Genomic DNA, 13,598 nt, shown 5'->3' with positions numbered 1-13,598 from the left:
GTCACAGCCCCTCCGCTACACTCGGCCGCCTGCTCAGCTCCCGCCTGGCCGACTCCGCGCCGGCCCGCTTCTATGCTCGTTCATCCGCAGTTCGATCCCGTCGCCATCCACATTCCGCTCGGTTTTGCCGAGCTGGCGGTGCGCTGGTACGGGCTGATGTATCTCGTTGCCTTCGGGCTGTTCGTGGGCCTGGCGCGGCTGCAATTGCGCCGGCCGCACATCGCCGCCCAGGGCTGGTCGGTGCGCGACATCGACGACATGCTGTTCTGGGGCCTGCTCGGCGTGATCGGCGGCGGCCGGCTCGGCTATGTGCTGTTCTACAAGCCCGAGTACTACTTCGAGCATCTCGACGAGATCGTGCAGGTCTGGCACGGCGGCATGAGCTTTCACGGCGGTTTTCTGGGCGTGCTGGTGGCGATGGCCGCCTTCGGCGCCGCGCGCGGCCGGCCGTTCTTCCAGCTGATGGATTTCATCGCGCCCTGCGTGCCGGCCGGTCTGGCCGCCGGGCGGCTCGGCAATTTCATCAACGGCGAGCTCTGGGGCCGCCCGACCGATGTGCCCTGGGCGATGGTGTTTCCGCAGGTCGACAATCTGCCGCGCCATCCGTCGCAGCTGTATCAGTTCGCGGGTGAGGGACTGGCGCTGTTTGCGCTGATGTGGCTGTTCAGCCGGCGGCCGCATGCCACGGGCGCCGTCTCGGCGGTGTTCCTGATGGGCTATGGCGTGTTCCGCTTCCTGGCGGAATTCGGCCGTGAACCCGACAACTTCCTCGGGCTGCTGGCCTTCGGCCTGAGCATGGGCCAGCTGCTGAGCCTGCCGATGATCGCCGCCGGCGCCTGGCTGGCCTGGGCGGCGTCGCGGCGGATGCTGCCGCGCGCGCTGGCGGGCTGAGCCGCTGCGCAGTCGGCGCGCTTCAGCGCCGGCGATGCTCGCAGTCGGGCTTGGTGCAGTGGCCGTACAGCGCCAGCGCATGCGCCTGGAGCACGAAGTGCCGGTCGGCCGCGATGCGCTGCTGGCGCGCCTCGATCTCGGGGTCGTAGAACTCCTCGACCCGACCGCACTCAAGGCAGACCAGATGGTCGTGATGCGAGCCTTCGTTCAGCTCGAACACGGCCTTGCCCTGCTCGAAATGGTTGCGTGCCAGCACGCCGGCCTGCTCGAACTGAGTGAGCACGCGGTAGACCGTGGCCAGGCCGATGTCGATGTCTTCCGACAGCAGCAGCTTGTACACGTCGTCCGCGCTCAGATGCCGCTGATCGGTCTTCTGGAACAGCTCCAGGATCTTGAGGCGCGGCAGCGTGGCCTTGAGGCCGACGGACTTGAGATCGGTCGTGTTGGTCATCGTGTGGGGGCTGAGGGCTCGGGACGGGCGCCACCTCGGCGAGCCGTTCGTCGCCGCTATGATAGTGAGTTTGAGCCGCCCCCTGCGGCGCACGGAGTTTCATGGTTGCGAGTCATTTCGGTGGCCGGGCGCGGGCGCGCCGGGCGAGGGTGGTGCGGCTGGCGAGCCTGGCGCTCGCGGCGGCGCTGGTCGGGCTGTCGGGCTGCGGGCTCATCACGCCCTATCGCTTCGAGTTGCAGCAGGGCAATTTCGTGAGCAGCGAGATGGTCGAGCAGCTGCGCGCCGCGCAGGCGAGCCGGCCCGAGGGCGTCACGCGCGACCAGGTGCGGCTGATTCTCGGCTCGCCGATGATCCGGCCGCTGTTCCGCCAGGATCAGTGGGAATACGTGTTCTACAACCGCAAGAGCAGCGGCGAGATCGTCGAACGCAAGCTCACGGTGTTCTTCAAGGACGACCGCATGCAGCGCTGGGAAGGCGACCTGATGCCGTCCGAGCGCCCCGCGCCCGAACCCGTGGCCGCCGCGCCGCAAAGCTGATTTCCGGAATTTCAAGATGCTCAAGATCGCCATCACCGGCGCGGGCGGCCGCATGGGCCGCATGCTGGTCGAAGCCACCGCCGCCGATCCGCAGGCGCAACTCGTCGCCGCGTTTGACCGCGCGGGCGGCAGCAACATCGGCCGCGATGCCGGCGAGCCGCTCGGCATCGCAACCGGCGTGAACGTGCAGGGCGTGGCGCCCGCCGATCTGGCCGGCGTGCTCGACGGCGTCGACTGCCTCATCGACTTCACCCGGCCCGAAGCCACGCTCGCCCATCTCGACGCCTGCGTGGCGCGCGGCGTCAAGCTCGTCATCGGCACGACCGGCTTCGATGCCGACGGCAAGGCGGCCATCGCGCGCGCCGGCGCCAGCATCGGCGTGGTGTTTGCGCCCAACATGAGCGTGGGCGTCAACGCCACCTTCAAGCTGCTGGAAGTGGCCGCAAAAATTCTTGCGAGCGGCTACGACATCGAGATCATCGAGGCGCATCACCGGCACAAGGTCGATGCGCCGTCAGGCACGGCGCTGCGCATGGGCGAGGTCGTGGCCAGGGCGCTCGGCCGCGATCTCGACGCGGTGGCGGTCTATGGCCGCGAAGGTGTGACCGGCGAGCGCAAGCCCGAGACCATCGGCTTCGCCACCATCCGCGGCGGCGATGTGGTCGGCGATCACACCGTGCTGTTCGCCGGCATCGGCGAGCGCATCGAGATCACGCACAAGTCGTCGAGCCGCATGACCTATGCCACCGGCAGCCTGCGCGCCGCGCACTTCCTGGCCGATCGCGCCGCCGGCGTGTTCGACATGCAGGACGTGCTCGGTCTGCGCTGAGGCGGCTGCCGTGGACGCCGGACTCGCGCATTTCTGGGCCGAAGCCGATGCGGTCACGCGCGGCGCGGCGCTGGTGCTGCTGACGTTTTCGCTGCTGAGCTGGGCGGCGATCCTCCGTCGGCTGGCAGCAGCGCGGCGGCGCGGACCGGCGGTGTCGGCGCTGACGCAGTACTGGGGCGCGGCATCCGCCGACGAGGCGCTGCCGCTGCTCGCGGGCATCGATCGCAGCGGACATTTCCTCGCGCTCGGCCAGGCGGCGGCGCGGGCGCAGGCGGCCTTGGCCGACGAGCCCGCCGCGCTGCCCGCCGGCGCGATCGACGCCGTCATCTCGCGCGAGCTGCGCGCCGCGCTCGCCGACTGCGGCGCCCGGCTCGACGCCGGCATGACGCTGCTCGCCAGCGTCGGCAGCACGGCGCCGTTCGTGGGCCTGTTCGGCACGGTCTGGGGCGTGTATCGCGCGCTCTCCGGGCTGTCGGCCGGCGGCGCGCTCACCATCGATCGCATTGCAGGCCCGGTCGGCGAAGCGCTGGTGATGACGGCATTCGGCCTCGCGGTCGCGATTCCGGCCGTGCTCGCCTACAACGCATTCGCGCGCATCAACCGCGGCCTGCTCGAAGGACTCGACGGCTTTGCCGCCGACCTGCGTCTGCGTGCGCTGAGCCGCGCGTCGGCCGACTGACGCCATGGCGTTCGACGGCTTCTCGCCGCGCCGCGAGCCGCGCGCGCCCATCGCCGACATCAACACCACGCCGCTGGTCGACGTGATGCTGGTGCTGCTGGTGGTGTTCATCGTGGCGGCGCCCCTGCTCGGCGCCGCCATCCGGCTCGATCTGCCCAGCGCCGGCGGCACGCAGGCCGTCGCTGCCGGCACCCGCGTCACCGTCGCCATCGAAGCGGATGGTGCCGCCCACTGGGACGCCGATCCGCTTCCGATCGACGACGAGGAGCTGGCGCGCCGGCTCAAGTCGGCGGCGGCTGCGCGGCCGTCGCCGCAATTGCTCATCAATGCCGATCGCGCAGTCCGCTACGAGCGGGTCGCGATCGTGCTTGGCATGGCGCGTGCCGCCGGACTGGAGCAGGTCGGCTTCGTCGCATTGCCGGATGGTGTTCGGTGACGCGCTTTTGCACTTGCGCCGACTGAAACTGTTGCTATAATCGCGGTCTTGCGTGGGGAAGTAGCTCAGCTGGGAGAGCGTCGCGTTCGCAATGCGAAGGTCGGGAGTTCGATCCTCCTCTTCTCCACCACCCAATTCCGTGCCCCCTGGCTCAGATTCGAAATGAATCCTGACCAGGGGGCATTTCATTTTTCGACGCACAATTCGCGCGCCTTGCCGGTGGCAAGGGATTTCTCGCGGTTTCCTGCGAAGTCAGGGGTTGCATTTGAAGGTGATCGATCCGGATTGTCGATTCCTTTGACACTGCGCTATCGCCTAGTCTTGTATTGACTGCATTTGTTACTGTGAATTGATTCATTAATGCGATGACGCTTGTTGCGCATTTGCGTCGCACCAATTTCGCATTTGAAAAATTGCGTGACGCTGCCGCAAGTTGCCGCGCCTGACTGCATGCTGATCCGCCGTTCATCGAGGGCAATTGATCGCATGGCAGATCACCATATGGCGCAAAAAAGGAATGCTGATTGGGTATGGGCAATTTATCCGAGCAGGCGCCCCGCATTCCTTCCTAGGTCAATTGCCCGGTGTGCGAGTTTCTATATCGCACCTATTTGATCAACCAGGAATTCGTGATTTTGTTCACTGAATTATGAATGGTGGCCTCGGGCAAACCCTCAAGTGCAGAGTACCGTGTATGGCAGAAAGCTGAATTGCGAACTGTTACTTCACTGTCCTGCGGCATTGTTTTTGATTCCCGCATCGGGCTCTTTGCCTCAGTGAAACTAGTCCGAACCGGGGAAACCAGATGCGCCGTGCCGACTCGAATACCGCCAACTCCACGCATTCGGCTGGAGCGGGTGCGCATTTCATGCCGGACGCGCACATCGTCGGGTTGGTCGAGTCCATCGTGGCGCGCGGCGAAAACGGCAATATCCATCTCGAGGGCTGTGGCGATCTCACGCTGTTTCCCGCCCAGGGCGATTGCGTGATCTCACTGCTGGACGGCGATATTCACCGTTTCCTTTCGGCGACACGCAGCGATTACGAAATTGCCCCGGCCCATGCGGAGGTCGCCCAGGACATTCGTCGGCTGCGCATCGATGAGCTGCTTTGGATGGCCGGGTATTCCGCGAGCCAGGGTCGGATGATTGCCGGCGGCTCGCTGCTCGATGTGGTGCGGGTGCAGCGCTGGCCCAATTTCTCGCGCCTGCCGCATGGCCTCGATGCCATGCGGATGGTGGCGCTGCTGACTCGCCATCCCACTTCCATCGCGCTGGCGGCGCGGATCCTGGGCATCCGCATCGAGGAGGGCTGCCGCGTGTATGCGGCGGCCACCTGCGCCGGTCTGGTGGAGGTGATGAACCGGCGCAGCGTCGCGGTCGGTTCGGCTGCCGTCGCGCTTGAACCGGCGCTGCGGGTCGCGCCGCCGACCGGCCGGCGCTCCAATCTGCTGGGGCAGCTACTTTCGAGAATCATGGGCCTCTGACCGGATGCAGCCGAAGATCATCTTTGCCGGGCCGGTAGGCGCCGGCAAGACGACGGCAATCGCTGCCGTCAGCGACATCACCGTCGTCAGCACCGAGGCCCGGGCGACCGACGAGGTGGCGCGCATCAAGGACAGCACCACGGTGGCGATGGACTACGGCGTGCTGCGTCTTGAAAGCGGTACCGAGGTGCATCTCTACGGCACGCCCGGCCAGGAGCGGTTCCGGTTCATGTGGGAGATCCTGACGCTCGGCGGACTGGGGTTGGTGCTGTTGCTCGACGACAGCCGGCCCGATCCGCTCGCCGACCTCGACCTGTATGTCGGCGCCTTTCGTTCCTTCATCGATTCGACCGGCCAGGCGTTGGTGGTGGGCGTGACGCGGCTCACGCGCCGGCCGGGCGCGACGCTCGACCGCTACCGGCACCGGCTCGATGCGCTCGGCCTCTGCGTGCCGGTGTTCGAGGTGGACGGCCGGGCGCGCGAGGATGTGCGCTGCCTGCTCATGGCGCTCATGACCCTGCTCGATGAAAGGGTGCGCCGCGGCGCGCCGGTGCGGCTCCAATGAACCCGGCGACCGCCGAAAGTCCGGCACCGCTGCTCGAACTGGCCGGTTTCGGCGTGGCGTTCCGCGAACGGACCATCCTCAGCAGCATCGACCTGCGCATTGCCGATCGCGAATGCGTGGTGCTGCTCGGCCCGGCCGGCACCGGCAAGTCGACCTTGCTGCGTACCGTGGCCGGCCACAATTCGGCCAATCCGTCGATGCGCACCTGGGGCGAGGCGCGCTACCAGGGCCGGCCGCTCGATGCCGGCGAACGCCCGCTGCTGGTCGCGCAGAGCGCCCGGCTGATGCTGTCGAGCGTGCTCGAAAACCTAGTCAGCGGCCTGCCCGAGCGCGCCCAGCTCACTCCGCCGCAGCAGCGCGAGGTGGCGGTGCGGCTGCTCGAAGCCGCCGATCTGCACGATCTGGTCGACCGGCTCGATCTCCAGGTGGCCGATCTGCCGCTCGGCATCCAGCGCCATCTCGCGGTGGCGCGCGCCGCCGTCAGCGGGCCGCGCCTGCTGTTCGTCGACGAGCCGACCGCCGGCCTGCCGCCCGCCGACGCGGCCCGGCTGCTGGCCTATCTGGGGGCGCTCGCGCATCAGCGTTCGCTGCTGGTGGTGCTGCACAACCAGCTCGAATGCCGCCAGCTCGGCGGGCGCGCGGTGCTCATCGCCGGCGGCAGCGTGCGCGAAACCCAGCCGATTCCGCGCTTCTTCGATGCGCCCGGCAGCGGACTGGCGCGCGACTTCGTGCGCAGCGGCAGCTGCGACGCGCCGTCGCCCGATGCCCGGCCCGAAGACCTCGCGCCCGACGCCTTGCCGCCGATTCCGCCGCCGCCCGCCGCCCAGCGCTACGTCAGCGACGCCTTCGGTCCGCGCGGCTTTCTGTGGCTGCGACCGGGCCAGCTCGCCGGCACGCCGCGCCCGGGCGTGTTCTTCGACACGCAGATCGATCTCGAAGCGCTGCGTCGCGTCGGCGTGACCCTGCTGATCAACCTCACCGAGCAGCCCGGCGACCCTGCGCTGCTGGCCGAGCACGGCATTGCCGAGCAGAACTTTCCGGTGCGCGACATGCGCGCGCCCGATCTCGAACTGGCCACCGCCATCTGCCGCGCCATCGACGCGGCGCTGGCGCGCGGCCAGGTGGTGGCCGCGCACTGCCACGCCGGCCTCGGCCGCACCGGCACCCTGCTCGCCGCCTGGCTCATCTGGCACGGCCAGGACGCGCTCGGCGCGCTCGACGCGGTGCGCCGCATCGAGCAGCGCTGGGTGCAATCCCGCGAGCAGGCCGATTTTCTCGGCACCTTCGCCGATCACCTCGCGCGACGGGCCGTCTTTCCGGGGCGACCGGACGCCAAGAAGCCGTCCGCCCCATGACCCAGTCCGGCGCGCTGCCGGTCATTCCTCAGGAACCAAAACATGAGCACCAAACTCGACACCGAACTGCAAAAGGCCATCAGCTCACTGCCGGAGTGCGTGGCCGCTGGCTACATCGACCTGAGCAGCGGCATGCTGCTGGCCATGCGCACGGTCGACTCGCATCCGCGCGAAGTGCTCGACCTGCTTGCCGCCGCCACGGCCGACCTGTTCCAGGGCCCCAACGTCACCATGATCGAAAACCTGTTCAAGAAGGCCCGTGGCGTGCGCGACGACGGCCAGCACTACTTTCAGGAAATCATCGTCAACAGCGACAACCTGCTGCACGTCTTCATTCGCGGCAAGAAGGCGCCCGAGCATGTGGTCGGCTTCGTCTGCCGCAAGAGCGCCAATCTCGGCATGGCTCTCACCAAGGCACGCGTCGCGCTGCCCGGGATCGAAGCCGCGCTCTGATGGTCCGCCGGGCGGCGCCGGTCGCGGCGCCGCCCGCCAACCTCCAAGTTGCAAAGCAATCGCAAACCATGCCCCCGTTCTCCTATGGCACCGAAATCGAGTCCGGCAATCACGATCACCGTGCCGCGCTGCTCTCTCCCATCCTGCGGGCCATGAACCAGACGCAGCGGCTCGATGCCTCGGCCGTGATTTCGGGCGACGGTTTCGTGATCGCGACCGAACTCGGGCCCGACATCGAGCCCAATCGCTTTGCCGCGATGGCCGCCTCGCTGCTCGCGCTGGCCGACCGCGCCTCGCGCGAAGTCGATCGCGGCGCACTGCGCCAGGTGCTGGTGGAGGGCGAGCGCGGCACGATGCTGCTGGTGCGTGCCGGTCCGCAGGCGGTGCTGGCGGTGGCCGCGCCGCCCAATGTCAACCTCGGCATGATCTTTCTGGAGACGCGCCGTACCGCGCTCAAGATCGAGGCCATCCTCAACTGATCGCCGCATGCGGCGCGGGCCGACGCCCGCAGCCGCAGCCGTCCTACATGCCGTGCCCATGCCGGCGCCGATGCTTGCGCTTCAGGTGCCGGACGCTTTCCGTCCGGTCCGATCACGTCAAGACTGCGGAGGCGGCAATGCTCAAGTGGGCTCTCATCTTTGCGGCGATTTCCCTCGTCGCCGGCCTGTTCGGCTTTACCGGCATCGCGGCCGGCAGCGCCGCGCTGGCCAAGATCCTGTTCTTCGTGGCGGTCGCGCTGTTCGCGGTCTTCCTCGTGCTCGGCCTCACCGTCGCCAAGCGCATCGAGCGCTGAGCGGCGCCATCCCGAACCGGAGAATTCCATGACCGACAACGACAGCCATCAGCAGCTCTGGAACCGCATTTCCGGCGAGCGCTTCGTCATGTTCAACACCGTCGATACCGACGGCCGCCTGTCGAGCCGGCCGATGACGCTGGTGCAGAAGGACTTCGACGGCAGTCTGTGGTTCTTCACCAGCCTGCGCGCGCCACTGGTGGCGGCGGTCGAGCTCAATCCGTCGGTCGGCGTGACTATCGGCGACCGCAGCCACGATCTGTATGTGTCGATGCGCGGCCAGGCGCGCGTGAGCCGCGACCGTCTGCAGATGGAAATCCTCTGGCAGCCGGCGGTGCAGCCGTGGTTTCCGGACGGCATCGACGATCCCGACATCGCGCTGCTCGAAGTGGTGCTGGAGGACGCCGAGTACTGGGATGTGAAGGAAAGCAAGCTCACCCAGCTGGTCAAGCTGGCGGGCGCGGTGGTGCAGCATCAGCGCGCCCAGCTCGGCGAACACGGCCATCTGCGGCTCTGATGGCGCTGCCGCGCCCGCTGCGCCTGGCCTGGCAGGCCGCCCTGCGCTGGGTCGACGACCAGTGCAGCAGCCGGGGCGCGGCGCTGGCCTATTACGCGGCGTTCTCGCTCGCGCCGATCCTGGTCATCGCTGTATCGGTATCGGGGCTGGTGTTCGGCCGCGAGGCGGTGGAGGGCAGGGTGCTGGCCCAGCTGCAAGGGCTGATCGGCCATGACGGCGCCAGCCTGGTGCAGCGGATGATCGAGCAGAGCTATCTGTCGGGCGGCGGCGTGGTGGCGGCCGCCATCGGCCTGGGCGCGATGCTGATCGGCGCGACCAGCCTGTTCGCCGAACTCGACAATGCCTTTGCGGCCATCTTTGGCGCGCGGCGTAGCTATCGCAATGCCGCGCTGGCGCTGGTGATGGGCCGGCTGCGCGGGCTGGCCATCGTCATCGGCGTGGGCTTCCTGCTCATCGTCTCGCTGGTGGCCAGCGCCGCCGTCGTGGCCGCGAGCGAAATCCTCACGCGCTGGACCGGGACTTATCTGGGCATCGCCGCGCTGCTCCAGGCGGCGTTGTCGCTGGCCTTTCTCACCGCGCTGTTCGGGCTGATGTTCAAGCTGCTGATCCCGGTGCGGCTGCACCGGCGCACGCTGCTCGGCGGCGCGGTCCTGACCGCGCTGCTGTTCGAGCTGGGCAAGTTCGGCGTCGGGCTGTATCTGGGGCGCACCGCCTTCGGCTCGACTTTCGGCACCGCCGGCTCGCTCGCGGTGCTGCTGTTCTGGGTCTATTACGTGGCGTTGGTGGTGCTGTACGGCGCCGAGGTCATGCTTCAGCTGCATGCCTCCGACGATCGGCCGCCGGCCGCATCGGCCGCTTCGGCCTGAGCGGACCGCCTACAATGCGGCTTTGGACCGCGCCCTTGCCGGCGCGGTCTTGTCGTCTTTGCCCAGGGTGGTTTCCCGATGCTTTCCAGTGTGAGCGATGCGCCGGTTCCGGCGCCCGCAACGATTTCCCCCGTGCCCGAGATCGTGGCCGAGCTGCGTGCCGGCCGCATGGTCGTGGTCGTCGACGACGAGGACCGCGAGAACGAGGGCGACCTGCTCATGGCCGCCGAATTCGTGACTCCCGAGGCGGTCAACTTCATGGCGCGCTTCGGCCGCGGCCTCATCTGCCTGACGCTGACCGGCGCGCGCTGCGACCAGCTCGGCCTGCCGCCGATGGCGCGCAACAACGGCACCGTCTACGGCACCGCCTTCACCGTCTCGATCGAGGCGGCCGAGGGCGTGACCACCGGCATCTCCGCCGCCGACCGCGCGCGCACCGTGCAGGCTGCGGTGGCGCGCAAGGCCAAGGCCAGCGACCTCGTGCAGCCGGGCCACATCTTTCCGCTGCGGGCCCAGGACGGCGGCGTGCTGATGCGCGCCGGCCATACCGAAGCCGGCTGCGATCTGGCCGCGCTGGCGGGTTGCGAACCGGCCGCCGTCATCTGCGAAATCCTCAAGGACGACGGCACGATGGCGCGGCTGCCCGACCTGATCGGCTTTGCGCGGGAGCACGGACTCAAGATCGGCACCATCGCCGACCTGATCCAGTACCGCGCGCAGAACGAGTCGCTGATCCAGCGCATGGGTGAGCGCGTCGCCAGCACGCCCTGGGGCGAGTTCCGCGCCGTGGCCTATCGCGACCGGCCGAGCGGCCAGGCGCATCTGGCGCTGGTCAAGGGCGAGATCGCGCCCGAGGTCGAGACCGTGGTGCGGGTGCATGAGCCGCTGTCGGTGCTCGACTGGCTCGATACCGACGCCACCACCCACAGCTGGCCGCTGCCGCGCGCGCTCGAAGCCATCGGTCGCGCCGAATCGGGCGTGGCGGTGCTGCTCAACATCGGCGAGGGCGCCGAGCGCTTCTTCGGCAATTTCGATGCGCTCAAGGCGCTCGATGGCGGCGCCAAGGCCACCCCGCCCAAGGTCGATCTGCGCACCTACGGTGTCGGCGCACAAATCCTGCGCGACCTCGGCGTGGGCCGCATGAAACTGCTGTCGCGGCCGCGCAAGATGCCGTCGATGGGGGGATACGAATTGAAGATTTCAGGTTACGAGGAGGAGCGATGAGCCAGGATTCCGTGCAGGACGCGGCCGATGCCGAGCTGCTTGAAGGCAAGGGACTGCGCATCGGCGTGGTGCAGGCGCGGTTCAATGCGCACATCTGCAATGCGATGGCCGAGGCCTGCCTCGACGAACTGGCCAAGCTCGGCGTGGCCGACGAGGACGTGACCGTGGTGTCGGTGCCGGGCGCGCTCGAACTGCCGCTGGTGCTGCAAAAGCTCGCGCACACCGAGTCCTACGACGCGCTGGTGGCGATCGGCTGCGTGATCCGCGGCGAGACCTACCACTTCGAGATCGTGTCGAACGAAAGCTCGCGCGGTGTGTCGGAGGTCGCGCTGCGCTACGACATCCCCGTCGCCAACGCAGTCCTCACCTGCGAAAACGAAGAGCAGGCCCAGGTGCGCGCCCGCCCCAAGGGCGCGGATGCGGCCCGCGTGGCAGTTGAAATGGCCAACCTCGCAGTCGAGATCGACGCGCTCCAGGAACCGGAAGAAGACGATGACCAATGATTCCCGCACGCCGGGCGCGCAGCAGCCGCCCGCCCGCGAGGGTCGCCCGGCTGGCGGCCCGCCCAAAAGCGCGCGCCGCCGTGCCCGCGAGTTCGCGCTCCAGGGCGTGTACCAGTGGCTGCTGTCCGGCGAACTGCCGGGCGCGATCCAGGTGCATGTGGCCGAGCAGCAGGGCTTCGACAAGGCCGATGCCGAGTTCTTTTCGATGCTGCTGCACGGCGCCATCAACGATGCCGTGACGCTGCGTACCTACTTCGCGCCGCATCTCGACCGCCCGGTCGCCGAGCTGTCGCCGGTCGAGCATGCGGTGCTGCTGATCGGCAGCCGCGAGCTGGCCGCGCATTCCGAGGTGCCGTATCGCGTGGTCATCAACGAGGCGGTCGAGCTGGCCAAGTCCTTCGGCGGCACCGACGGCTTCAAGTTTGTCAACGGCGTGCTCGACAAGGTGGCGGCCGGCCTGCGCCCCACCGAATTCAAGCCGCGCGGCAGCTGATCGCAGGCGCGGACGGCGGCGCCGGCATGGGCGAATTCGAGCTGATCGAGCGCTTGTTCAAGGCGCCCGCCGCCGGTCTGGCGGCGCGCCGGCCGGGCGTGCTGCTCGGCATCGGCGACGACTGCGCGCTGCTCGATGCCGGCCCGCTCGCCATCTCGACCGACATGCTGGTCGAGGGCCGGCACTTCTTCCGCGACGCTGACCCGGCTGCGCTCGGGCACAAGGCGCTCGCGGTCAATCTCAGCGATCTGGCGGCGATGGGTGCCGAGCCGCTCGGCTTCACGCTGGCGCTGGCGCTGCCCGCCGAGCGCGCGCGCGACCTGCCGTGGTGCGAGGCGCTGGCCGCCGGCATGCTGGCGCTGGCGGCCGAGCACGATTGCGCGCTGATTGGCGGCGACACCACGGCCGGGCCGCTCACGCTGTCGATCACGGTTTTCGGCCGCGTCGATCCTGCCCGGGCCTTGCGGCGCGACGGCGCCCGTGACGGCGACGACATTTGGATTTCAGGCGTGCTCGGCGATGCGGCATTCGCGCTCGAACGGCGCTACGCCGGCCGGCCCGCCAGCGCCGCCGCCGACCTGCGGCTCGACCGTCCGACGCCGCGCGTCGCGCTGGGCCGCGCGCTGGCAGGCGTTGCCAGCGCCGCCATCGACCTCTCCGACGGCCTCGCTGGCGACCTCGCGCATGTGCTCGCGGCCAGCCGGCTCGGCGCCCGCGTCGATCTCGACCGTCTCCCGCTGTCCGCCGAGCTGCTTGCCTTGTCGCCCGGGCAGCGCCATCGCCTCGCGCTGGCCGGTGGCGACGATTACGAGCTGTGCTTCACCGCCGCGCCCGCGCAGCGCGAGGCGGTGCTCGCCGCCAGCCGCGCCAGTGCCACGCCGGTCGCGCGCATCGGTGCCGTCAGCGCCACGCCCGGCCTGGTCTGGCTCGACGCCGGCCAGCCGGTCGAACTCGCGCTGCGCGGCTTCGACCATTTCGCGCCGGCGCTCTGACATGCCGGCCGCGCGTCCCGCCGCCGACTGGCGCTTCATGCTCGCGAGCGTCTGGCATGTGATCGCCTTCGGCTTCGGCAGCGGTCTTGCACGGCGTGCGCCCGGCACCTGGGGCAGCCTGTTCGGCTGGCTGTCCTTCGTCGTCATCGACCGCGCGCTGCCGGTGTTTGCCGACGGCGTCTGGTTTGCGTGGACGCTTGCCGGCGGCTTTGCGCTCGGCGTCGTCGCCTGCGGCATCACCGGCAAGCGGCTCGGCGTCAGCGACCACGGCGCCATGGTCTGGGACGAGATCCTCGCGGTCTGGCTGGTGCTGGCGCTGCTGCCGGCGCGCTTCTGGTGGCAGGCGGCGGGCGTGGCGCTGTTCCGGCTGTTCGACATCTGGAAGCCGGGCCCGATCCGCGCGCTCGACCGCCGCATCAAGGGCGGCACGCTGGTCAACGGCTTCGGCGTGATGGTCGACGATCTGCTCGCGGCCGGCTTCGCGCTGGTCGTGCTCGCGCTGCTGCGCCGCTTTCTCGGATGAATCGCC

General features: G+C 68.9%; 19 protein-coding genes and 1 tRNA gene. 19 read left to right on the top strand and 1 reads right to left on the bottom strand.

What is annotated here, in order from left to right; all coding sequences use genetic code 11:
- Positions 1-72: 72 nt before the first annotated feature.
- Positions 73-891, top strand: coding sequence for a prolipoprotein diacylglyceryl transferase (gene lgt, locus B9P64_RS01340; RefSeq protein WP_085314465.1), 819 nt, complete (start codon positions 73-75; stop codon positions 889-891).
- Positions 892-913: 22 nt separating this feature from the next.
- Here lgt and fur read toward each other — a convergent pair whose 3' ends face one another.
- Positions 914-1,342, bottom strand: a complete 429-nt coding sequence (gene fur / locus B9P64_RS01335) for a ferric iron uptake transcriptional regulator (protein ID WP_085314464.1) — start codon at positions 1,340-1,342, stop codon at positions 914-916.
- A gap of 101 nt (positions 1,343-1,443) precedes the next feature.
- Between fur and B9P64_RS01330 the strand changes: the two genes are divergently transcribed.
- From B9P64_RS01330 to B9P64_RS01245, 18 genes are all read left to right on the top strand, one after another.
- A complete protein-coding gene (locus B9P64_RS01330) occupies positions 1,444-1,878 on the top strand; it encodes an outer membrane protein assembly factor BamE (RefSeq protein ID WP_085314463.1) in 435 nt (144 codons plus the stop codon).
- 16 nt (positions 1,879-1,894) lie between these two features.
- Entirely contained in the window at positions 1,895-2,707 is an 813-nt protein-coding gene (gene dapB / locus B9P64_RS01325) for a 4-hydroxy-tetrahydrodipicolinate reductase (protein WP_085314462.1), read from the top strand.
- 10 nt (positions 2,708-2,717) lie between these two features.
- Positions 2,718-3,386, top strand: coding sequence for a MotA/TolQ/ExbB proton channel family protein (locus B9P64_RS01320; protein WP_235839854.1), 669 nt, complete (start codon positions 2,718-2,720; stop codon positions 3,384-3,386).
- Positions 3,387-3,390: 4 nt separating this feature from the next.
- Positions 3,391-3,822 (top strand): ExbD/TolR family protein, encoded by a 432-nt coding sequence (locus tag B9P64_RS01315; protein WP_085314460.1) that lies wholly within the window; start codon positions 3,391-3,393, stop codon positions 3,820-3,822.
- A gap of 54 nt (positions 3,823-3,876) precedes the next feature.
- Positions 3,877-3,952 (top strand) — tRNA-Ala (locus tag B9P64_RS01310).
- 675 nt (positions 3,953-4,627) lie between these two features.
- Positions 4,628-5,308, top strand: a complete 681-nt coding sequence (locus tag B9P64_RS01305) for a hypothetical protein (RefSeq protein WP_139826079.1) — start codon at positions 4,628-4,630, stop codon at positions 5,306-5,308.
- Positions 5,309-5,312: 4 nt separating this feature from the next.
- The gene (locus tag B9P64_RS01300; RefSeq protein ID WP_085314458.1) at positions 5,313-5,873 is read left to right on the top strand and encodes a GTP-binding protein; all 561 of its coding nucleotides are present in this window, start codon (positions 5,313-5,315) and stop codon (positions 5,871-5,873) included.
- Entirely contained in the window at positions 5,870-7,228 is a 1,359-nt protein-coding gene (locus B9P64_RS01295) for a phosphatase domain-containing putative toxin (protein WP_085314457.1), read from the top strand. The genes B9P64_RS01300 and B9P64_RS01295 overlap by 4 nt, the downstream gene beginning before the upstream one ends.
- A gap of 42 nt (positions 7,229-7,270) precedes the next feature.
- On the top strand, positions 7,271-7,681 hold the full coding sequence (locus B9P64_RS01290; protein WP_085314456.1) for a hypothetical protein: 411 nt from the start codon (positions 7,271-7,273) through the stop codon (positions 7,679-7,681).
- 152 nt (positions 7,682-7,833) lie between these two features.
- Positions 7,834-8,160, top strand: a complete 327-nt coding sequence (locus B9P64_RS01285; RefSeq protein ID WP_217808631.1) for a roadblock/LC7 domain-containing protein — start codon at positions 7,834-7,836, stop codon at positions 8,158-8,160.
- 137 nt (positions 8,161-8,297) lie between these two features.
- Complete coding sequence (locus B9P64_RS01280) at positions 8,298-8,474, top strand: DUF1328 domain-containing protein (protein ID WP_085314455.1); 177 nt, start codon at positions 8,298-8,300, stop codon at positions 8,472-8,474.
- A 28-nt stretch (positions 8,475-8,502) separates the two neighbouring features.
- On the top strand, positions 8,503-8,991 hold the full coding sequence (locus B9P64_RS01275) for a pyridoxamine 5'-phosphate oxidase family protein (protein ID WP_085314454.1): 489 nt from the start codon (positions 8,503-8,505) through the stop codon (positions 8,989-8,991).
- Positions 8,991-9,857 (top strand): YihY/virulence factor BrkB family protein, encoded by an 867-nt coding sequence (locus B9P64_RS01270; RefSeq protein WP_085314453.1) that lies wholly within the window; start codon positions 8,991-8,993, stop codon positions 9,855-9,857. The genes B9P64_RS01275 and B9P64_RS01270 overlap by 1 nt, the downstream gene beginning before the upstream one ends.
- 78 nt (positions 9,858-9,935) lie before the next feature.
- Positions 9,936-11,081 (top strand): bifunctional 3,4-dihydroxy-2-butanone-4-phosphate synthase/GTP cyclohydrolase II, encoded by a 1,146-nt coding sequence (gene ribBA, locus B9P64_RS01265; protein ID WP_085314452.1) that lies wholly within the window; start codon positions 9,936-9,938, stop codon positions 11,079-11,081.
- Complete coding sequence (gene ribH, locus B9P64_RS01260; protein ID WP_085314451.1) at positions 11,078-11,584, top strand: 6,7-dimethyl-8-ribityllumazine synthase; 507 nt, start codon at positions 11,078-11,080, stop codon at positions 11,582-11,584. The genes ribBA and ribH overlap by 4 nt, the downstream gene beginning before the upstream one ends.
- On the top strand, positions 11,574-12,077 hold the full coding sequence (gene nusB / locus B9P64_RS01255) for a transcription antitermination factor NusB (protein WP_085314450.1): 504 nt from the start codon (positions 11,574-11,576) through the stop codon (positions 12,075-12,077). The genes ribH and nusB overlap by 11 nt, the downstream gene beginning before the upstream one ends.
- A gap of 26 nt (positions 12,078-12,103) precedes the next feature.
- Entirely contained in the window at positions 12,104-13,069 is a 966-nt protein-coding gene (gene thiL, locus B9P64_RS01250) for a thiamine-phosphate kinase (protein WP_085314449.1), read from the top strand.
- A 1-nt stretch (position 13,070) separates the two neighbouring features.
- The gene (locus B9P64_RS01245) at positions 13,071-13,592 is read left to right on the top strand and encodes a phosphatidylglycerophosphatase A family protein (RefSeq protein ID WP_235839853.1); all 522 of its coding nucleotides are present in this window, start codon (positions 13,071-13,073) and stop codon (positions 13,590-13,592) included.
- The last annotated feature ends 6 nt before the right edge of the window (positions 13,593-13,598 follow it).

It is taken from the genome of Derxia lacustris, assembly GCF_002105195.1.
GTDB classification, from domain to species: Bacteria; Pseudomonadota; Gammaproteobacteria; order Burkholderiales; family Burkholderiaceae_E; genus Derxia; species Derxia lacustris.
This window is presented reverse-complemented; position numbering and strand designations above follow the sequence as displayed.